This is a genomic window from Mesorhizobium sp. M6A.T.Ce.TU.002.03.1.1 (assembly GCF_003997275.1).
GTDB lineage: Bacteria > Pseudomonadota > Alphaproteobacteria > Rhizobiales > Rhizobiaceae > Mesorhizobium > Mesorhizobium mediterraneum.
This window is the reverse complement of sequence record NZ_RZTI01000118.1, coordinates 1-19,858: the sequence shown is the minus strand read 5'-3', so window position 1 is coordinate 19,858 and position 19,858 is coordinate 1. Positions and strand designations below refer to the sequence as shown.

Here is a 19,858-nt window from a genome sequence, read left to right as displayed (position 1 = left end):
CTATAATGTCGTTTCGTGGAACCGCCTCGGGAGGGCTCGCCATGGAGATGTTTCAGGTCCGCTACGTGCTTGCGGCCGCGAAAATACTGAATTTCACCAAGGCCGCCACCGATTGCAATGTGTCTCAGCCGGCACTCACCAAAGCGGTTAAGACGCTCGAGGATGAGCTTGGCGCGCCCTTGTTCCACCGCGAGGGAAAGCGCGTCCTCCTGAGTGAGTTCGGGCGCTCCATTCTGCCGCATCTTCAGCAGATCATGCAGGAGGCCCACGCAACCAGGACGCTTGCCGATAATTTTAGGCTACTCAATCAGGTGCCGATCCGGCTCGGCGTGATGTCGACCATCGGCCATGTGAAGCTCGCCCGGTTCCTGGCAAAGTTCCAGCGCGACTATCATGGTGTCGAGCTTGAAGTTAGCGAAGCGGGCGTTCAGGAACTGAAAGACAGGCTTGAGCATGGCGATCTCGATCTGGCCGTTCTCAATCCGCTGGAGGGATTGGGAGCGGCTTTCCGCGTCCATGATCTCTACAGTGAGCGTTACGTCGTCGTATTCGCGCCCGATCACCGGCTTGCGACCCTCGATGCAATCAAGTTGGTCGATCTCTCTCAAGAACCCTATGTCGATCGTCTGTCCTGCGAAATGCGGGACCTTGTGATGGGGGTGTGCCGGGAAAGAAACGTTAGCCTTTATGCCCGCTTTCGTTCCGAGCGCGAGGATTGGGTCCAATCAATGGTGCTGGCGCGGATCGGCTTCGCCTTCATGCCTGAATATTCGGTGACATCGCCTGAACTTCTTCAACGCCCGCTGATCGAACCCGCGGTGGCACGCACGGTGTCCCTGGCTAGCGTTCCGGGCCGGCCATATAGCCCGGCGACGGCGGCAATGGTCCGAGCTGCCCAAAGTTTCGATTGGCCAGGCTAGGCGTTATTGCTGAAGCTTGAGCTGCTGCTGGTTTGAGATGCTTTCTCTCTTTCTCCTAAACGGCTGCAACTTTCTCTTGGTTGGAATCGCACGCGGCCAAGGAACAGCGGAGAAGGCTCGCGATGGCCGGATGGAAATCTGAGGGAGGACAATCATGACCTTGCCCAGTTACGCAATGAACCAGGCAAGTTTCCCGGAAATGTACGAGCGGTGGCTCGTCGGCCCTCTCTTCCGTCCATGGGCCGAGTTGGCTCTTGACGAGCTGGAATTGTCTTCGGGCGATCGCGTACTCGATATCGCTTGCGGAACAGGAATAGTGGCGCGCGTTGCAAGAGAGCGGCTCGGTGAAGCCGGATATATCGTCGGCGTCGACATCAGCCTGGACATGCTTGCCGTGGCGCGGGCTGTAGAACCAGCCATTGACTGGCGTCGGGGCAATGCCGGCGAGATTCCTCTGCGTAACGGTGAGACGTTCGACGTGGTCGTCTGCCAGCAAGGACTGCAGTTCTTTCCTGACAAACCCGCGGCGGCGGCGCAGATGCGCCGCGCGCTGGCGAAGGGTGGTAGGCTGGCGCTTGCCACGTGGCGCCCGGATGACGAAATCCCGTTCTTTCGCGAACTGCGCCGCGTGGCGGAGCGCCACCTGGGCGCCATCGCCGATCAACGGTACAGCTTCGGGGAAGCGGCGCCACTTGAGGCGCTGCTGCGAGACGCCGGCTTCCACGAGGTCCGATCAAGGATTATTTCGCGCACCATCCATTTCGGGGAAGGCGCACCCTTCCTGCATTTGAATACGATGGCGCTGGTCGGGATGAGTTCTTTAGCCAAGGAAATGGACGATCAGGAACGCAAGCGCGTCGTGGAGGAGATCGTGAGCGAGAGTGCGCCCGTGCTGCAGCCATACACCAACGGGTCGAAACTAGCCTTCGAGCTCAGCACCAATCTGGCGACAGCCAAAGGGTAAATGATCTCTCTTCACAAGCAACGCATTGCCTACGCAACACTCGGTAAAAATCAACTCATTGTACATTACGAATTATTTCGCCGCACTGCGGCCATTGTACCGCCATTATCCATGACTAGCTAGCGGAGGCACTGACCGTTCTTCTTGTCTTTTTCGACGTTGACGGCTCAACGTTGGAAATAGATCTTCCCAAAATACCTGGGACAGACAAGGAACGGAGGAGGACTTGGCGTCACTCCAAAGAACACGTGAATTCTTTGCTTGCGGAGGCGTCATTCTTTCGGGCGTGCGGCCTTTGTCGAAAAGGATCGCGGGGCTTGGCTTGGCGGCGACACTGGCAGCCATGCCATGGCCGGTCTATTCGGGAGCCTTGGTCAACGGAGCGACCGAAGCCGCGGTTGCCACTGCTGTTCCGTCCTCCGCTCTGGGTTTCCTCTCGGCCGCGCCCGAGTTCGACATCATCGATCCGGGGACCATATCGACCTCCCGACGCAAGGGAGAAGGCACCTTGGCCGATGCATTGAAGGGCACCGTCTCCATCCTTTCCAAAGGCGCGGAACAGATCGTCGTAGGCATGTCGGTGCACGAGTTCGGCGAATACAAGGTGTCCCAGTACATTGCCAGCGAGATTCTGCGTGCAGCCAAGGACACCCAATTTCCTGCCGACACCCTTTTCGCGATCGCCGAGAAGGAATCCTCCTTCGACATCAACAACCGCCCGCCTAAAGGGTCGGCGCTTGGTCTTATGCAGTTCCTCGACCAGACATGGCTCGAGGCCGTGAAGGACTACGGTGCAGAGTTCGGCCTGGGCGACGAAGCGGAACTGATCCGGATCCGCCTCGAGGGCAAGCGCGAACACCATTTCGTCGACGACAAGGCCGAAGAAGAGCGCATCCTTCAATTCAGGCGCGATCCCTATCTGTCGGCAGCACTTGCGGCCAAGAACCTTCTTGCGGCCAGGGAACGCATCGAAGCCCGTCTCGAGAAGGCCATGGACGAACGGGATCTTTACCTCCCCCATTTCCTTGGCACCAACGGCGCAGCAAACCTCCTGTCGAACGCCGACGAGACGCCCAATGCCAAAGCCAGCAGAATCTTCCCCGAGGCGGCGCGGTTCAATACCGCGATGTTCAGGGTCAAGGGAAAACAGCTCACCGTCGGCCAGTTTCACCAGCGCATGCGCTCCTTCTTGGAAGCCCGCATCGGCAAATACAGCGATGTCGAAACCCGCGTGAAAGAGGCTGACCTGTCCTGGACAGCCGGTATCGAGAATATCGTCTACGATTTGGGCAAACGGCTGGCGATGGTGTCAGGTTTTCAGCACTAGGCGTGACCGGCAGCGACGCTGAGATGCGCGAGGTCGATACCGATCGAAGCGAGAATCCGGTCGTATTTGCGCTCAATGTCGGTATCGAACAGAAGCTCCGCAGTTGCCGGGCAGGTCAGCCAGCCGTTCTCGGCGATTTCGCTTTCCAGCTGGCCGGCGCCCCAGCCCGAATAGCCGAGCGCCATCAGCGCGTGCCGAGGTCCGCGGCCCGACGAAATGGCGCGCAATATGTCGACGGTCGCGGTCAGGCAGATCTCGTCGGAGACGGTCAGCGACGATTCCACCCGGTAGTCGCCCGAATGCAGGACGAAGCCGCGGCTGCGGTCGACCGGTCCGCCGTTGCGCACGACGAAGTCACGGGCCTGCGCGGGCAAGCGGATCGCCTCCTGTTCGTTCATGATGCCGAGCTGGACGAGAAGATCCGGAAACAGCATCTGCTGCGTCTGATTGATGATCAGGCCCATCGCGCCTTCGTCGCTGTGCGCGCAGATGTAGATGACGGAGCGCGTGAAGCGGTCGTCCTTCATGCCGGGCATGGCAATCAGGAACTGGTCGTCGAGAAAGCCGCGTCCTGCGACCATCTTCTTGTGGCGCAACAAGTCCATGACAGGCAGCGTAACGCGTTTTGGAAGCGCCGAAAAGATGTGCCGCGCGCGATTTGGTCTCGGCTTTGCATCTAAGGTCACGCAAATATGATAACAGCGAAGCCATGAAATCATTGCGCAGCCATGAACGGACGCTCAAATCACCGCCATGCAAAGCTTGAAAGTCCTGCTGCTCAGCGCCGCTGTTGGATGTGGAACCGGCCTTCCCGCTGCAGCCTCCTCGTCGATCTGGTACAACACCGAAGGCGGCAAAGTGCGGCTTGTGACCACCGGCAAGCCCGACGAAGCCGGGCGCATCCATGGCGTCCTCGATATTGCGCTCAAGCCTGGCTGGAAAACCTACTGGCGCGATCCGGGCGACGCGGGCGTGCCGCCGCAAATCGATGTCTCGGCCAGCACCAACATTGCTAACGCGATTTTTTCGTTTCCGCCGCCCCAGCGCCACGACGACGGCTACGGCAAATGGGCCGGCTATGACCATCCGGTTTCGCTGCCGGTGACGTTCACGTTGTCGGCGCCGAACGAGCCGGCCGTCATCGATGCCGATATCTTTCTCGGCATTTGCGAGACGATCTGCATCCCGGTGCAGACGAGGCTGACCGTCGATCCGGGCTCCGATCCGGACAATGTCGAAGACGCCGATTTGGTGAAGGCGGCCCTCGCAACCCTGCCGGCCCCTGCAAGGCCCGATTTCGGCATCAATATCCTGCCGGGTGACCGCGAGACACTGATTGTCGAGGCGAGCTTTCCGGGCAATCCGAAGGCGGCGGATTTCTTCGTCGCCGGTGAGCGGGATTACATGTTCGGCGTGCCGGCTCGCAGCGAAAAGGACGGCAAGCTGGTGTTTACCGTGCCGATCCTCGACAGGCCGACGACGACGCCGACGGATGGCGGACTTTACTACACGCTGACAACGGCGGTCGGCGCGGTCGAGGGACAGCTGCCTTTCCCTTGATCCCGAGCAAAGGATGTTCAGGTCGAACATCCTTTGCTCCAGGCTCCCCCAACGGTTGCGGGAAAGATCTGAGTTCGCTATCGCAAGGATACTCCCTTCCATTTGTCAAATGAGGACCATCATGATGATTGCCGTTGGCGACAAGCTGCCCCAAGCGACCTTCAAGACGATGACTGCCGACGGGGCAAAACCGATCACGACGACCGAGATTTTCTCGGGAAAGAAGGTTGTGCTGTTCGCCGTTCCCGGCGCTTTCACGCCGACCTGCAGCAACAACCATCTGCCCGGCTATCTGGATAATTACGACGCCATCCTGGCGCGCGGCGTCGACACCATCGCCGTCGTCGCCGTCAACGATGTTCACGTCATGGGGGCTTGGGCCCGCTTCAGCGGCGGCGAAGGCAAGATCCTTTACCTTGCCGACGGCAATGGCGACTTCGCCAAGTCGATCGGCCTCGACGCCGACCTCTCCGGCGGTGGCATGGGACTGCGTTCGAAGCGGTTCTCGATGATCGTCGACGACGGCAAGGTCATCGCGCTTAACGTCGAGACAAAGCCTGGCGTTGATGAATCCGGTGCGGCTCATATTCTCGGACAGCTTTCCGTTCTGGCGACAGCATAGGCCACAGTCGCCTTTTAGAACGTCGCGCGTCCCAAGGACGCTTCAAGACTTTCGAATCGGCGCATGATCCTTTCCGAAAGCCGATTCCGGTTTTCGGGATCGTGCGCTGGCTCTTCGGGACTGCTTGCTTTTGGGGGACCTCGATGATGTTTGATATCTTCTGGCGCGCTGTGGCGATCGGCATCGGCGCCACGGCGCTCATGGACCTCTGGGCGATTTTCCTGAACACGGTGTTTGCTCAGCCGCGGCCGAACTGGGGGCTGGTCGGCCGCTGGGTCTGGCATCTGAGGGACGGCAAGGTCTTCCACGAAGATATCGGCGAGGCAGCACCCTACGCGCATGAATCGGCGCTGGGCTGGGCCTTCCACTATCTTGTCGGCATCGTCTACGGCATCATTCTGGCCGTTTTGGCGGGAGCGGCGTGGCTGGCGGCGCCGACCTTCCTGCCGGCCTTCATCCTCGGCATCGTCACCGTGGGCGCCGGCTGGTTCCTGCTGGCGCCCGGCATGGGCGCCGGCTGGGCCGCATCAAAGCGCCCCAACCCCATGCAGATCCGCGCCCTCAACCTGGTGTCGCATACGGTGTTCGCGCTCGGGCTTTTCGGCACGGCGCTGCTGATCCGCTGAACACGGAGGACCAGACTGGTTTAGTAGCTCTGGGTCGAGCGCCGCATTTTCTTGGCTGCCGGCTGCTTGGCTTGGGTGCTTTCCTTGGCCGAAAGGAGCGCGGGCCTGGCCGACTTGTTCTTGAACGGCGCCATGCCGAGCCGCGCCAGTTCGTCGGCACGCTCGTTCTCCGGATGGCCGGCATGGCCCTTGACCCAGTGCCAGACGACCTGATGACGGCTGCGCGCCTCGTCGAGTGCCTGCCACAGTTCGGCATTCTTCACCGGTTGCCTGGCGGCCGTCTTCCAGCCGTTGCGCTTCCAGCCATCGATCCAGCTGAAAATGCCGTCCTTGACATAGTTGCTGTCGGTATAAAGATCGACGGCGCAGGGTTCTTTTAGCGCATTGAGCGCCGAGATGGCGGCCAAAAGTTCCATGCGGTTGTTGGTGGTAGCAGCCTCGCCGCCCGACAGTTCTTTCGTGATGCCGTTGAAGCGCAGGACCGCCCCCCAGCCGCCCGGCCCCGGATTGCCCGAACAGGCACCATCGGTGAAGATTTCAACGCGCTTGGTCATGTCAGTCCGTATTCGGAAGGGGATTTGATCGCCCGGTGGAAGCGCATCCTGCGGATGTACTCGGTCGGGTCGCGTTTTATGACCAGCCCGCCGTTGGCAACAGTCAGCCAGTCGTAAAGCCGGGTCAGCATGAAGCGCAGTGCCGAGCCGCGCGCCAGCATCGGCAGCGCGGCTTTCTCGTCGCCGCTCAAGGGTCGCACGCTCTGGTAGCCGGCAAGCAGCGCCGTGCCCTTGGTCAGGTTGAAAGAAAAATCTTTCTCGAAGCACCAGGCGTTGAGGCAGGTGGCGACATCATAGGCGTAGAGATCATTGCAGGCGAAATAGAAGTCGATCAGCCCGGACAGTTTTTCGCCGAGGAAGAAGACATTGTCCGGGAAAAGATCGGCATGGATGATGCCTTCCGGCAGGCCTTTGGGCCAGTTCCGCTCGAAATCGGCGAAGTCGGCATCGACTTCGGCCGCAAGTCCCGGCTCGACCTCGTCGGCGCGCGCGTGGGACGCGTTCCACAGCTTACGCCAGCCATCGATGGCAAGGGCGTTCGGGCGGGTCATGGGAAAGTCCTGACCCGCGAGATGGAGTTGCGCCAGCGCCTTGCCGACCTCACCGCAATGCGCTGCCGTCGGTCGCCGCAGCGACAGGCCTTCGAGGAAGGTGATGATGACCGCCGGCCGGCCGGCAAGCGCGCCGATGACGGTGCCGTCGTGCGCGGTGACCGGAAGCGGGCACGAAATGCCTTTTCTCGCGAGATGGCCCATGAGGCCGAGGAAGAACGGCAGGTCGGCCTTGTCGACGCGCTTTTCGTAGAGCGTCAGGATGTAGGAGCCGCTGGTGGTGTGCAGCAGGAAATTCGAGTTCTCGGTGCCTTCCGCGATGCCCTTGTAGGACAGGAGATCGCCGACCGGATAGGGCTTCAGGAACGCGCCGAGCTCACTTTCATTGACGTCGGTGTAGACCGCCATGGACCTTACGCGGCCCCATTGACGAAGGCCATGTCGGCCGCCGTCAGTTCGACATCGCGCAGGACCCGCATCACCGGAAAATCCTCCGTTTCAGTGGCCGTCACCGCCAGCTCGATCGTCACATTGAAGCGCTGCCGGAAGGCGTCGATGATCTCGTCAACAATGATTTCCGGCGCCGAAGCGCCTGCCGACAGGCCGAGCGTCGAGATGCCGGCAATGTCAGTCCACGGAATTTCGGAGGCGCGCTGCACGAGGAGTGACATCGAGGCGCCGGCGCGTTCGGCCACTTCGACAAGACGCCGCGAATTGGAGGAGTTGGGGGCGCCGACGATCAGGAAGAGATCGGCACCAGCGGCGGTCTCCTTGACCGCCTCCTGACGGTTGGTGGTGGCATAGCAGATCGATTCCGCGGCCGCCGCATGTAAATCGGGAAAACGATCCTTAAGCACGCGGATGATGCCGGCGGTATCCTCGACCGAGAGCGTCGTCTGGGTGACGAAACCGAGTGCCTGCGGGTCGGCGGGCACCAATTTCACGGCGTCAGCTTCGGTCTCGATCAAGGTGACGGCGCCGTCCGGCAATTGCCCCATCGTGCCGATCACTTCGGGATGGCCGGCATGGCCGATCAGAAGCACGTGGCGGCCAAGCCGCTGATGGCGCATCGCCTGCTTGTGGACCTTCGACACCAGCGGGCAGGTGGCGTCGAGATAGAAGAGGCTACGCGCCTGGGCGTCCGCCGGCACCGACTTCGGCACGCCATGCGCCGAAAAGACGACCGGGCTCTGGCGATGCTCCGCCGGTATCTCGGAGAGTTCCTCGATAAACACCGCACCCAGGCTTTGCAGCCCCTCGACGACGTAGCGATTGTGCACGATCTCGTGGCGGACATAGACCGGCGCGCCGTATTTCTTCAGCGCCAGAACGACGATCTGGATGGCGCGGTCGACGCCGGCGCAGAAGCCTCTGGGCTGGCAGAGCCTTATCGTCAGCGGTGGCTTTGTGGTCGTGTGAAGCATGATTCCCGGCCGGTTGGTCGTATCGTGAACCCAGGTGAGCTCAAGGCGCGAAATGAGGTGCGCACCCCTGCCCTGTCAAGGGCGCCAGCGGCGATCATTTCTCTTTCGCCGGGCGGCGAAGCCTGAAGATGAGGACGCCGGCAAGGGCAGCGGCAAGGCCATACCAGGTTACGGCGTATTGCAAATGGCTGTTCGGCAGGTTGATGACGGTAACACCGCCGACCGGCAGCCCACCCGGGTTCGGGGTAGCGTCCGCGTCGATGAAGAATGGCACCAGCCCTGCGCCGGCCGGCAGACCCGCGCTCGCCGCCATGGCGTCGCGATCCTTCCAGTAGAAGATGTTCTTCTGCGGATCATTGTCGGGAAGCATCATCGAGGGCTTCGCCGGCAACGGGTTGCGGGCGAGCCCCGTCACCGTCACTTGGCCCTCTACCTGGCTTTGCGGGCGCTTGGCCGCATCCTTGAGATCGTAGGGCACGAAGCCGCGATTGATCAGGACGAAACGGCCGTCCTCCAGATGCAATGGGGTGAAGACATCGAAACCGGACTGGCCCTGCCAGGTCGCGAAGAAATGTCGCTCGCCTTTATGCAGGAAAGTGCCGGTTGCCGTCACCGGCGTGTAGTCGACATCGCCGGAGGCGGCGAACCGTTTTTCGACCTCGGCCAATGGCACGGGCGCCGAATGTGTGCGCTGGTCGATTGTCTGGATAAGACCCTCTTTCCAGTAGAGGCGCTGGACCTGCCAGGTGCCGAGCGCCAGCAAGATGAAGAACAGCACGAGGCCGAAGCCAAGCAGCAATGCCGTCTTCGGCCGCGAACGGCCTGCGACCGAACCGGATGTCGTGCTCATTCGCCGAGGTCCAGCCTGCCCTCGGCCGCCTTGTTGCGGTACTGCAGCGTCAAAAGCACGCCTTTGATCAGCCTAAGCGCCCCAAGGCATAGCACCAGCGTCAGCGGTATCCACAGCATGAGATGCAGCCAAAGCGGGGGACTAAGCGTCACCTCCATCCACAGCGCCAGCCCGACGACGATGAAGCCGATGATCAGGATGACGAACACCGCCGGACCGTCGCCGGCATCGGCGTAGGAATAGTCGAGGCCGCAATTGGCGCAGCGCTTGCCGACGGTGAGAAAACCGGAAAACAGCCGCCCCTCGCCACAGCGCGGGCAGCAGCCGTGCAGGCCGGCCGAAATCGGATCGATTGGTGGCCAGATCGCCTTGTCGTCGCTCATTGCGATATCTTAGTGCCGTTCGCCCCAAAAGATAAGGCGGCCACGTCGCCGCAGCCGCCTCGTCACATTCCCTTAAAGATTTCAGTGACCTTCGATCACCGCGCCGCTCGATGCCCAGACATAGATGGACGCGAACAGGAACAGCCAGACCACGTCGACGAAGTGCCAGTACCAGGCGGCCGCCTCGAAGCCGAAATGCTGCTTTGGCGTGAAATCGCCCTTCATCGCGCGGACCAGGCAGACCAGCAGGAAGATGGTGCCGATGATGACATGGAAGCCGTGGAAGCCGGTCGCCATGAAGAAGGTGGCGCCGTAGATCGAATCCCTGAAGCCGAACGGCGCGTGCATGTATTCGTAAGCCTGCACCATGGTGAACAGCATGCCGAGACCGACGGTCAGCACCAGGCCGTTGATCAGCCCCTTGCGGTCGCCATGAATAAGCGCGTGGTGCGCCCAGGTCACCGTGGTGCCAGACAAAAGCAGGATGACGGTGTTGTAGAGCGGCAGGTGGAAGGGGTCGAGAACCTCGAGGCCCTTCGGCGGCCAGACACCGCCGGTGAAGGCGGCGCGGGCGTATTGCTGTGCCTCGCCGGGAAACAGGCTGGCGTCGAAGAAAGCCCAGAACCAGGCGACGAAGAACATCACCTCGGAAGCGATGAACATGATCATGCCGTAGCGCAGATGCAGCGACACGACACGCGTGTGGTGGCCTTCATGCGCTTCCTTGATGGTGTCCGACCACCAGGCGTACATGGTGTAGATGACGATCAAGAGGCCGATGAAGAACAGCCACGGATTGGCGATGTTGAAGCCGAAAATAGGAAAATCGCCGCCCTTGAGATACTGCATGTAACAGACGCCGCCGATCGCGGTGACCAGCGCGCCGACCGAGCCTAGGAACGGCCACGGGCTCGGGTCGACGAGATGGTAGTCATGTTGTGGTTTTGCGTGCGCGTCTGCCATATCAACCCCCGAGGCTTCGTTCGGTGTGTGAAACTTTGTTGCTTGTGCCTTCGGCCGGCGCCGACGACGCGACCGGTTTGTTCTTCTCGTTCTTCTCGACCGGGAACATCGTGTAGGACAGGGTAATCGTCTTCAAGTCCTTCAGCTCCGGCGCATTGACGATGTCGGGATCTACATAGAACACGACCGGCATGTCCAGCGTCTCGCCAGGCTTCAGCGTCGTGTCGGTGAAGCAGAAACACTCGACCTTGTTGAAGTAGGATCCCGCCAGTTCCGGCTGCACGTTGAAGGTCGCGCGGGCGGTGGTGGCGCGGACGAACTTGTTGGTCGCGCTGTAATGCGCCTGGGCCGTCTCGCCTATCTTGATGGTGACCGAGCGGGCGACCGGTTCGAACTGCCAGGGCACGCCGGCTGTGTTGGCGTCGAAGCGGATGGTGATGTCGCGGTCGAGCACGCGGTCGGCATATTGCTGCGTTGCGCGTTTCACGGTGCCGCCGTAACCGGTCGCCTGGCAGAACATCGCGTAGAGCGGCACCGCGGCATAGGCCATGCCGATCATGCCGCCGAAGAAGGCGATGCAGACGCCGGCGACGATGCGGTTGGTGTTCTTCTTTTGAGGATAGGTCACTGTTTGGCGGTTCATCTTGAGCCTCACATCGTTCCGGTGAGGTTGTGACCGAATTTCACGACGGTCGCGATATAGAAGATGACGACAAGCACCGCCAACGCCAGGCCGATGGCTACCGAACGGTTGCGCCGCGCCTTCTGCTGGCGCTCGGTCAGCGTGACGAGTTCAAGCTTCTTGTCGGCCATGGTCATGCTCCGCCCGCCAGCGCACGCCCGACAACGCAGTCGGCAAGATAGATGGCGAAAATGGCAAAGAGGTAGAGCAGCGAGTAGCCGAACAATGCCTTGGCCGGCTTCATCACATGGTCGTCGTCCGCCATCTGCAGCACCTTCCACGCATACCAGACGAAGCCGGCGCCAAGCAGCACCGCTAGGGCGCCATAGGCGGGTGTGGTGAAACCGAGCGCCCATGGCAGCACGCCAACCGGCGCAAGGATCAGCGCGTAGGCGAAGATCTGGCGTCGGGTCGAAGCCTGGCCGGCGACATTCGGCATCATCGGGATTCCGGCCCTGGCATAGTCCTGTGACTTGAAGAGAGCGAGCGCCCAGAAATGCGGCGGCGTCCACAGGAAGATGATCAGGAACAGGACGACGCTTTCCAGGCTGACCGTTCCGGTCACCGCTGCCCAGCCGATCACCGGTGGAATAGCGCCGGCAGCACCGCCGATGACAATGTTCTGCGGCGTCCAGCGCTTCAGCCACATCGTATAGACGACGGCATAGAAAAAGATGGTGAAGGCCAGGAGCGTCGCCGACAGCCAGTTGACCAGCACACCGAGCGTCATCACCGACAGCACCGACAGCACCAGGCCGAAACTCAACGCCTCGCCGGGCCGGATGCGGCCGGCCGGCACCGGACGGCCGGCGGTCCTGGTCATCACTGCATCGATATCGGCGTCATACCACATGTTGAGCGCGCCTGAGGCGCCAGCGCCAATGGCAATAGCCAGGATAGCGACCACCGCCAGAAGCGGGTTGATGGTCACAGGCGCCGCGACCAGGCCGACAAAGGCGGTGAACACCACCAGCGACATGACGCGCGGCTTCAACAGGGCGAAGAAATCGCCCGCCGTTGCTTCCGACATGCGAAAGCCCGGTTCGTCAGTCAATGTGTCGTCGACAAGGGCCATGCGTACTTAAAGTCCATTATTCCGTTGGCCAAAACCGCCGGGCGGACCGGCGGTTCCGTATTCGCTCAGGCAGAAGCCTATTTGATCTTCGGCAGCTGTTCCCACTGATGGAAAGGCGGCGGCGAAGGCAGCTGCCATTCGAGCGTCGTCGCACCCTCGCCCCATGGATTGGCGCCGGCTACCCGCTTCTTTTGGAAGGCCTCAAACACGCCATAGAGGAAGATGACCACGCCGACAGCCGAGATATACGACCCGTAGGACGACACCATGTTCCAGCCGGCAAACGCATCGGGATAGTCGATGTAGCGGCGCGGCATGCCGGAGAGGCCGAGGAAGTGCTGCGGGAAGAAGACGAGGTTGACGCCGACGAAGGTGACCCAGAAGTGGGTGTTGGCGATGACAGGCGAGTACATGTAGCCGGTCATCTTCGGGAACCAGTAGTACCAGCCGGCGAAGATGGCAAAGACCGCGCCCAGCGACAGCACATAGTGGAAATGTGCGACCACATAATAGGTGTCGTGCAGCGGGCGGTCGAGACCGGCATTGGCAAGCTGGACGCCGGTAACGCCGCCGACGGTGAACAGGAAGATGAAGCCGATCGCCCACAGCATAGGGGTCTTGAGCGAAATCGACCCGCCCCACATGGTGGCAATCCACGAGAATATCTTCACGCCAGTCGGCACCGCGATAACCATGGTGGCGAAGACGAAATAGCGCTGCGTGTCGAGCGACAGGCCGGTCGTGTACATATGGTGCGCCCAGACGATGAAGCCGACCGCACCGATCGCGACCATGGCATAGGCCATACCGAGATAGCCGAAGATGGGCTTCTTAGAGAAGGTCGAGACGATGTGGCTGACGATGCCGAAGCCCGGCAGGATCAGGATGTAGACTTCCGGGTGCCCGAAGAACCAGAACAGATGCTGGAACAGGATCGGGTCGCCGCCGCCATCCGGCGCGAAGAAGGTGGTGCCGAAATTGCGATCGGTCAAAAGCATGGTGATGCCGCCGGCCAGAACCGGAAGCGACAACAGCAGCAGGAAAGCGGTGATCAGCACCGACCAGGCGAACAGCGGCATCTTGTGCAGCGTCATTCCGGGCGCGCGCATGTTGAAGATGGTGGTGATGAAATTGATCGCGCCGAGGATCGACGACGCGCCGGCGATGTGCAGCGACAGGATCGCAAGATCCATCGCCGGTCCCGGCTGGCCCGACGTCGATAGTGGCGGATAGATCGTCCAGCCGCCGCCGACGCCATACGCGCCAGGCGCGCTCGGCACGAAGGCCGAGATGATCAACAGGATGAAAGCCGGCGGCAGCAACCAGAACGAGACGTTGTTCATGCGCGGGAAGGCCATATCGGGCGCGCCGATCATGATCGGCACCATCCAGTTGGCGAAACCGCCGATCAACGCCGGCATGACCATGAAGAAGATCATGATCAGCGCATGCGCGGTGGTGAAGGCGTTGTACATGCTCTTGCCACCGTCGAGCGCGGCGTCGGCGTTCAAGCCGTAGACCATCTGCGCCAGGCCGGTGAAAATCTGGATCCCCGGCTCCTGCAGCTCCATGCGCATCACGACAGAAAGGGCACCGCCGACGCAGCCCGCCATGATCGCGAAGATCAGATAGAGCGTGCCGATATCCTTGTGGTTGGTCGAATACACCCACCGGACCCAGCCATGATACGGCTTATGGTCGTGATCGTCGTGAGCTGCAGCGTCTGCCATGTTCGGCTCCGTTCCCTGATCTTTTCTGGTCGCGGCATCAGTTGCCGGCGGCCGCTACCTTATCTTTGCTGTCGACCTCGGCCATCAACGCCTTGTTGGCGCCAGGAAGGTCGGAGCTGGCTGCCGCCAGCCAGGTCTTGTACTGGGCGTCGGAGACGACGCGGATCGCGATCGGCATGAAGGCGTGGTCCTTGCCGCAAAGCTCCGAGCACTGGCCGTAATAGAGGCCTTCCTTTTCCGCCTTGAACCAGACCTCGTTGATGCGGCCCGGAACCGCGTCGGTCTTGATGCCGAAGGACGGCATGGCGAAGGCGTGGATCACGTCTGCCGCTGTCACCAGCACGCGGGTCATGGTGTTGACCGGTACCACCATCTCGTTGTCGACGGCGAGCAGGCGCGGATAAACGCCGCGATCTTCCTTGCCTGCCGCAGCGCGGTCAGAATCCGCCAGGATCGCCGAATTGAAGGAAAGCGTGTTTTCGGTCTGGTATTCGTAATCCCAGTTCCACTGGTTGCCGGTCGCCTTGATGGTCAGTTTGGCTTCTTCCGGCGGCGTGTATTGCGCGGTCAGAAGCTGGAACGACGGGATGGCGAGGCAGAGCAGGACGACGACCGGCCCAACCGTCCAGATCACCTCGATCAGCGTGTTGTGGCTGGTGCGCGAGGGGGTCGGGTTGACGCTGGCGCGGAATTTCACGATGCAATAGGCGATAAGAGCGAGCACGAAGAGGGTGATCGGCACGATGAACCACAGCGTGTAGTGCTCGAACCAGGCGATCTGCCGCATCATCTCGGTGGCGGCGGGCTGGAAGGTCACTTCCCACGGCGCAGGCTGGGCGGCATGGGCCGATGCACCGGTGAACAGTGTGGCAGCCCAAGCGCTTGCTAGGAGTTTGGCGCCTGCTAGGAATTTTCTCATTGCCGTCATTATCTCCCAGTTCCTCGCGATCGGACCGCAAGAATATCGAACAACGCCGGGACGGGAATCCCGGACAGTCCCGAGGCTGGTTCAAACCATACTCTATTTGCCTCTGCAAGAAAGGAGCGGAGGAAACCGTGCGGCATTTTTGCGCGCAAGCGCGGCGGCGCATTTTGGCGGCGGCCGCGGCGGTGGAAGCCCGAGCGGCGGAGTGTCCTGGCAAAATGCGCCGGCCGGTCGCAATTCGGGCGAATTTGGCACGGAAAAGCGCACAATTGTCTTGGTCGAAGCAGGCCGGCAGTGGTCTCATCCTTTACTTGCCCTTGGCGCGGCTTAAAGTGCCGTGATTCGCAATGGAGCCGTCATGAACTCTTGGCTTTGGGGACTTGGGCTTTCGAGACTTAGGATTTCGAGGACCTTGGCGAAGGTCATCTTTCTCGTTGGCTTGTCTGGCCTGTCCGTTGTCAGCCAGGTCAATGCCGCGCAGCCAAGCGGCAAGGTGCGGTCGACGCATGGCGCGTGGTCGATTATCTGCGACACGCCGGCCGGCGCCACATCAGAACAATGCGTGATGATGCAGAACGTCGTCGCTGAGGACCGTCCCGAGATGGGGCTTTCGGTCGTTGTGCTGCGCACCGCCGACAACAAGGCCGAAATCCTGCGCGTGCTGGCCCCGCTCGGCGTTCTATTGCCCAACGGGCTTGGCCTCAATGTCGACGGCAAGGACATCGGCCGGGCCTATTTCGTGCGCTGCTTCCAGGACGGCTGCTATGCCGAGGTCATTCTCGAAAAGCCGCTGCTCGACACGCTGAAGACCGGAACGTCGGCCACCTTCATCGTCTTCCAGACGCCGGAGGAAGGCATCGGCATTCCCGTAGAGCTCAAGGGTTTTGCCGACGGTTTCGCCGCCCTGCCTTGAACCGGTCAGACGCCCAAATCCTTACCAATGAAAGAGATTGTGACCGGCCTTTAGCTACAGCGCCGCGCGTCCAGGGACGCACAAAGGACGCTGTAGCGCTTTGATTTTGCGCATGATCCTTTCCGAAAATCGACTCCGATTTTCGGGGTCATGCGCAGACAATGGTCATTGCCGATTGTCTGGACGCGCCTTCGCGCCTACATCGTGAGGACAATCTCTTTCCACGGACGGACCTGCCATGAACAGCCTGATCGGCCAATTCGACATTTCCGACGATCGCATCAAGCAGATCGTCGCCGAGACCATCAACGGCGCCGACGACGGCGAATTGTTCCTCGAATACAGCGAGAGCGAAGCGCTGATGTTCGACAATGGCCGGCTGAAGACCGCCAATTTCAACACCGACCAGGGTTTTGGGCTACGCGCCGTCGCCGGCGAAGCCAGTGGCTACGCGCATTCCAGCGATCTTTCCGAAGCATCGCTGCTGCGCGCGGCCGACGCGGTCTCAACGGTCAAGGGCGGCTATTCCGGCATGCTTGCCGCGGCGCCTGCCCGCACCAACCGTCATCTCTACGGCGACGAGAACCCGATCCCCTCGCCCTCCTTCGAGGCCAAGGCCAAGCTCCTTCAGGAAATCGATGCGTGGCTGCGAGCCGAGGATCCGCGCGTGCGACAAGTGACGGCTTCGCTCGCCGCCTCCTGGCAACATGTCGAGATCGTGCGTGCCGACGGCCAGGTGGTGCGCGACATTCGCCCGCTGGTCAGGATCAACGTGTCGGTGGTGGTCGGCAATGGCGACCGCCAGGAGAGCGGCTCCTACGGCATGGGCGGGCGCAAGGCGTTTGGCGAGTTCCTGGTCGAGGAGAGCTGGAAGCACGCGGCCAAGGAGGCGCTGCGGCAAGCGCTGATCAACCTCGAGGCCATTCCGGCGCCGGCCGGCACGTTCGACATCGTGCTGTCCAGCGGCTGGCCGGGCGTCATGCTGCACGAGGCCGTCGGCCACGGGCTGGAAGGCGACTTCAACCGCAAGAAGACATCGGCCTTCGCCGGGCTGATGGGCCAGCAGGTGGCCGCGAAAGGTGTCACCGTCGTCGACGACGGCACCATGGCCGAGCGGCGCGGCTCTCTGACCGTCGATGACGAAGGAACACCTTCGGCCCGCAACGTGCTGATCGAAGACGGCAAGCTTGTCGGCTATATGCAGGACCGCCAGAACGCCCGGCTGATGGGCATGAACGCCACCGGCAACGGACGGCGCGAAGGCTACGCGCATCAGCCGATGCCGCGCATGACCAACACCTACATGACCTCAGGCGACATGGAGCCGGACGAAATCATCGCCTCGGTCAAGAACGGCATCTATGCCGTCTCCTTCGGCGGCGGCCAGGTCGACATCACCTCGGGCAAGTTCGTGTTCGGCTGCACCGAGGCCTACATGATCGAGAACGGCAAGGTGACGCAGCCGATCAAGGGCGCCATGCTGATCGGCAATGGGCCTGACGCCATGCACCGCGTTTCGATGATCGGCAACGACATGAAGCTCGACACCGGCATCGGCATGTGCGGCAAGGCCGGCCAGGGCGTGCCGGTAGGCGTCGGCCAGCCACATCTCAGGATGAACCAGATGACGGTGGGTGGCACCAGGGTTTGAGCGGCCAGCCTGTCGAGGTAGGCCTGTTCGAAACTCCCGTTATAGCCATGAAGCCGGTGTTTTCGGCAGGCGATGATCGGGATCGACGACACCGAGGCGCGGGGCGTCGTCCTCGTTCCAGCGCCAGAGCGCGACGCATGTGCCGCCGGGCGACATGAAGGATGGATAGATCACGCCATGTAGTCCATCGGCAAGCAAGCGATCTCTTAGCCTGTGCGTCTCTGGCACAAGGTCTCGATCCAGCATGTCGCGCCACTCACACCGATGAATGTCCGTAGTTGCCCCGAGTTCGGTCAGCGTATCGGCGTCGGTCAGGTCGGCCAGCCGCGCGCCTGAAAGCTCGAGTTGGGCGATCAACGCCGGATGCTGGACGAAGCCCTGATTGTATTCGGCCCAGGCAGTGGACAATTCCCGCGCCGCATAGATCGCCGGGGCGCCCACAGGATTCCAGCGGCCGCCAAAGCGGGCAGCACCCTCACCGGAAAGCGGCAGATGCGCCCAGCGCGGCACGAAGGCACGCCATAGGCTCAGCCTGGTTTCAGGCATAGATGCCGGAGCGGACTGCCTCCAGATAGGCAAGCACCTTATCCGTCTTGCCTTCCCGAACCAGATCGTAGGCGGTCTTTCCCGCCCAGCCGGGGATCGGCTGATGCTTGAACCAGATCGCCGCACGCTGCTCATTGCCGGCCATTTCGCCCGCCATCGCCAGAATGCGAACGACGGGACTAAGTGCAGCGTCGACCTTGCGCGCGCCGGCCTTGGCGGCAAGCGTGTTGCGCGCGACACCGATCAGGCCGGCCAGTTCCGTCAGGTTGACGCCGAGCAGTTCGGCGACCCGCCTTGCAGAGAGAAACGGCGTGCGCTCCTCGCCGAAGCGCGACGCTGGAATGTCGAGGGCTACTGCCATGGCGATTTCCTACCGCATTTTGACAACACCTCATCAAAATATGCTCAATCGACGCGCAATTCAAGCTCAACGGATGCCAACCTGCATTCCTGCCAGCCTACCGCCTTCGCCTCGGCTTCTCCAGAAGCGCGACGGCCTCAACATGCGGCGACCACAGGAACTGGTCGATCGGCGTCACGCTTTTCAGCGCATAGCCGCCGTCGATGAGGATGCGCAGGTCGCGCGCCAGCGTCACCGGATTGCAGGAAACCGCGGCGACCAGCGGCACGTCCGAACGGGCGATCTGCTTCGACTGGTCCTCGGCGCCGGCGCGTGGCGGATCGAAGACAATGCCGTCGAAGGCATTCAGCTCCTTGAAAGTGAGCGGCCGCCGGAACAGATCGCGGCGTTCGCTGGTCACCCGCTTGAGTCCGGTAGCGAAACGGAACGCCCTATCGAGCGCCGAAAGCGCTGCCGCATCGCCCTCCACCGCATGGACTTCCGACTTCGCGGCCAGGCGTAGCGCAAAGCTGCCGCAGCCGGCGAAGAGATCGGCGACCTTTTTGGCGCGCGCGAGGTGCCGGCCGACAATATCCGCCATCGCCTGCTCGGCGGCCTCGGTGGCCTGCAGGAAGGCGCCCGGCGGCACCGCGACAGCGATGCTGCCGAACGTGACAACCGGCTTTTTGGGCTCGATGATGATCTCGCCATCGATCGAGAGCCTGGCCAGCCCCTGAGCGATGACGAAGTTGGAGGCGACGCGGCGTTGGTTCTCACCAAGCTTGCCGGACTCGTGAACCGCGACATCGAGGCCGGAACCGGTCACCGTGACCGTCATGCGGAACGATTTCGTCGTTGCGCAAATCAATTCGGCGAGTGCTTTCAGACGGTCGAGCTTTGCGACGATCTCGGGCAGCGAGATCGGGCATTCCTCGATGGAAATGATTTCCGACGACAGCGCACGAACGAAGCCGAGCTGCATGCCGGCCTCACTCCGTCGGGCGGTGAACACGACGCGCCGACGCGTCTGCGGCGCGCACGGCAGTAGCGCGTCAACGTCGCAAACAATGCCCTTGCTGTTCAGCGCATGCGCAACCTTGTCGTGCTTCCACCGATGATAGGCTTCGGCCTCGAGATGCTGGATGGCGCAGCCGCCGCATTCGGTGAAATGCCGGCAGGCGGGGTCGATGCGAAGCGGCGACGCTTCCAGCACCGCCATCGGCGTGGCGCGATCTTTTTCGCGCGCGGCGGG

The 19,858-nt window shown here is 61.7% G+C and carries 23 protein-coding genes; 8 read left to right on the top strand and 15 right to left on the bottom strand.

Features of this window, described 5'->3' with window-relative positions:
- The 3 genes from EOC93_RS26245 to EOC93_RS26235 form a co-directional block, all read left to right on the top strand.
- A partial coding sequence (locus EOC93_RS26245) for a LysR family transcriptional regulator (RefSeq protein WP_206532277.1) occupies nt 1–920 on the top strand: 920 nt, incomplete at its 5' end.
- Nucleotides 921–1,074: 154 nt separating this feature from the next.
- Nucleotides 1,075–1,884, top strand: a complete 810-nt coding sequence (locus tag EOC93_RS26240; protein ID WP_127206060.1) for a methyltransferase domain-containing protein — start codon at nt 1,075–1,077, stop codon at nt 1,882–1,884.
- 580 nt (nt 1,885–2,464) lie between these two features.
- On the top strand, nt 2,465–3,211 hold the full coding sequence (locus EOC93_RS26235) for a transglycosylase SLT domain-containing protein (protein WP_164759280.1): 747 nt from the start codon (nt 2,465–2,467) through the stop codon (nt 3,209–3,211).
- Here the strand turns inward: EOC93_RS26235 and EOC93_RS26230 are convergent.
- Nucleotides 3,208–3,816 (bottom strand): YqgE/AlgH family protein, encoded by a 609-nt coding sequence (locus EOC93_RS26230; RefSeq protein WP_095486169.1) that lies wholly within the window; start codon nt 3,814–3,816, stop codon nt 3,208–3,210. The two genes, EOC93_RS26235 and EOC93_RS26230, sit on opposite strands and share 4 nt — an antisense overlap.
- Before the next feature lie 148 nt (nt 3,817–3,964).
- Between EOC93_RS26230 and EOC93_RS26225 the strand changes: the two genes are divergently transcribed.
- The 3 genes from EOC93_RS26225 (at nt 3,965) to EOC93_RS26215 (ending at nt 6,019) form a co-directional block, all read left to right on the top strand.
- Nucleotides 3,965–4,771 (top strand): protein-disulfide reductase DsbD domain-containing protein, encoded by an 807-nt coding sequence (locus EOC93_RS26225; RefSeq protein WP_127206058.1) that lies wholly within the window; start codon nt 3,965–3,967, stop codon nt 4,769–4,771.
- Nucleotides 4,772–4,892: 121 nt separating this feature from the next.
- Nucleotides 4,893–5,393: a peroxiredoxin gene (locus tag EOC93_RS26220; protein WP_127206057.1), complete on the top strand. Its 501-nt coding sequence runs from the start codon at nt 4,893–4,895 to the stop codon at nt 5,391–5,393.
- A gap of 146 nt (nt 5,394–5,539) precedes the next feature.
- The gene (locus EOC93_RS26215; RefSeq protein ID WP_127206062.1) at nt 5,540–6,019 is read left to right on the top strand and encodes a DUF2938 domain-containing protein; all 480 of its coding nucleotides are present in this window, start codon (nt 5,540–5,542) and stop codon (nt 6,017–6,019) included.
- Between the two features lie 20 nt (nt 6,020–6,039).
- Here EOC93_RS26215 and rnhA read toward each other — a convergent pair whose 3' ends face one another.
- From rnhA to coxB, 11 genes are all read right to left on the bottom strand, one after another.
- On the bottom strand, nt 6,040–6,573 hold the full coding sequence (gene rnhA, locus EOC93_RS26210) for a ribonuclease HI (RefSeq protein ID WP_127206056.1): 534 nt from the start codon (nt 6,571–6,573) through the stop codon (nt 6,040–6,042).
- Nucleotides 6,570–7,532 (bottom strand): homoserine kinase, encoded by a 963-nt coding sequence (locus tag EOC93_RS26205; protein ID WP_126103234.1) that lies wholly within the window; start codon nt 7,530–7,532, stop codon nt 6,570–6,572. Before EOC93_RS26205 ends, rnhA begins: the two co-directional genes overlap by 4 nt.
- A 5-nt stretch (nt 7,533–7,537) precedes the next feature.
- Nucleotides 7,538–8,548 (bottom strand): 4-hydroxy-3-methylbut-2-enyl diphosphate reductase, encoded by a 1,011-nt coding sequence (gene ispH / locus EOC93_RS26200; protein WP_127206055.1) that lies wholly within the window; start codon nt 8,546–8,548, stop codon nt 7,538–7,540.
- A 94-nt stretch (nt 8,549–8,642) separates the two neighbouring features.
- Nucleotides 8,643–9,398: an SURF1 family protein gene (locus tag EOC93_RS26195; protein ID WP_164759279.1), complete on the bottom strand. Its 756-nt coding sequence runs from the start codon at nt 9,396–9,398 to the stop codon at nt 8,643–8,645.
- A complete protein-coding gene (locus EOC93_RS26190; RefSeq protein ID WP_127206054.1) occupies nt 9,395–9,781 on the bottom strand; it encodes a DUF983 domain-containing protein in 387 nt (128 codons plus the stop codon). Before EOC93_RS26190 ends, EOC93_RS26195 begins: the two co-directional genes overlap by 4 nt.
- 81 nt (nt 9,782–9,862) lie before the next feature.
- The gene (locus EOC93_RS26185; protein WP_095486175.1) at nt 9,863–10,744 is read right to left on the bottom strand and encodes a cytochrome c oxidase subunit 3; all 882 of its coding nucleotides are present in this window, start codon (nt 10,742–10,744) and stop codon (nt 9,863–9,865) included.
- A gap of 1 nt (nt 10,745) precedes the next feature.
- Nucleotides 10,746–11,387 carry a cytochrome c oxidase assembly protein gene (locus EOC93_RS26180; RefSeq protein WP_126103237.1) on the bottom strand — a complete coding sequence of 214 codons (642 nt, stop codon included), beginning with the start codon at nt 11,385–11,387 and terminating at the stop codon, nt 10,746–10,748.
- Nucleotides 11,388–11,395: 8 nt separating this feature from the next.
- The gene (locus EOC93_RS26175; protein WP_077381685.1) at nt 11,396–11,557 is read right to left on the bottom strand and encodes a hypothetical protein; all 162 of its coding nucleotides are present in this window, start codon (nt 11,555–11,557) and stop codon (nt 11,396–11,398) included.
- Nucleotides 11,558–11,559: 2 nt separating this feature from the next.
- Nucleotides 11,560–12,501: a heme o synthase gene (locus EOC93_RS26170; protein WP_127206053.1), complete on the bottom strand. Its 942-nt coding sequence runs from the start codon at nt 12,499–12,501 to the stop codon at nt 11,560–11,562.
- 77 nt (nt 12,502–12,578) lie between these two features.
- Nucleotides 12,579–14,231 carry a cytochrome c oxidase subunit I gene (gene ctaD / locus EOC93_RS26165; RefSeq protein ID WP_095486177.1) on the bottom strand — a complete coding sequence of 551 codons (1,653 nt, stop codon included), beginning with the start codon at nt 14,229–14,231 and terminating at the stop codon, nt 12,579–12,581.
- A gap of 37 nt (nt 14,232–14,268) precedes the next feature.
- Nucleotides 14,269–15,150, bottom strand: a complete 882-nt coding sequence (coxB, locus tag EOC93_RS26160; protein ID WP_127206052.1) for a cytochrome c oxidase subunit II — start codon at nt 15,148–15,150, stop codon at nt 14,269–14,271.
- Nucleotides 15,151–15,514: 364 nt separating this feature from the next.
- Between coxB and EOC93_RS26155 the strand changes: the two genes are divergently transcribed.
- Both EOC93_RS26155 and tldD read left to right on the top strand, forming a co-directional pair.
- Entirely contained in the window at nt 15,515–16,069 is a 555-nt protein-coding gene (locus tag EOC93_RS26155) for an invasion associated locus B family protein (RefSeq protein ID WP_095486179.1), read from the top strand.
- A 238-nt stretch (nt 16,070–16,307) separates the two neighbouring features.
- Nucleotides 16,308–17,720 (top strand): metalloprotease TldD, encoded by a 1,413-nt coding sequence (gene tldD / locus EOC93_RS26150; RefSeq protein ID WP_127206051.1) that lies wholly within the window; start codon nt 16,308–16,310, stop codon nt 17,718–17,720.
- 39 nt (nt 17,721–17,759) lie between these two features.
- Here the strand turns inward: tldD and EOC93_RS26145 are convergent, their stop codons facing one another.
- From EOC93_RS26145 to EOC93_RS26135, 3 genes are all read right to left on the bottom strand, one after another.
- Nucleotides 17,760–18,266, bottom strand: coding sequence for an RES domain-containing protein (locus EOC93_RS26145; RefSeq protein WP_126103241.1), 507 nt, complete (start codon nt 18,264–18,266; stop codon nt 17,760–17,762).
- Nucleotides 18,259–18,627, bottom strand: coding sequence for an antitoxin Xre/MbcA/ParS toxin-binding domain-containing protein (locus EOC93_RS26140; protein WP_126103242.1), 369 nt, complete (start codon nt 18,625–18,627; stop codon nt 18,259–18,261). The genes EOC93_RS26145 and EOC93_RS26140 overlap by 8 nt, the downstream gene beginning before the upstream one ends.
- A gap of 97 nt (nt 18,628–18,724) precedes the next feature.
- A partial coding sequence (locus tag EOC93_RS26135; RefSeq protein WP_164759278.1) for a class I SAM-dependent RNA methyltransferase occupies nt 18,725–19,858 on the bottom strand: 1,134 nt, incomplete at its 5' end.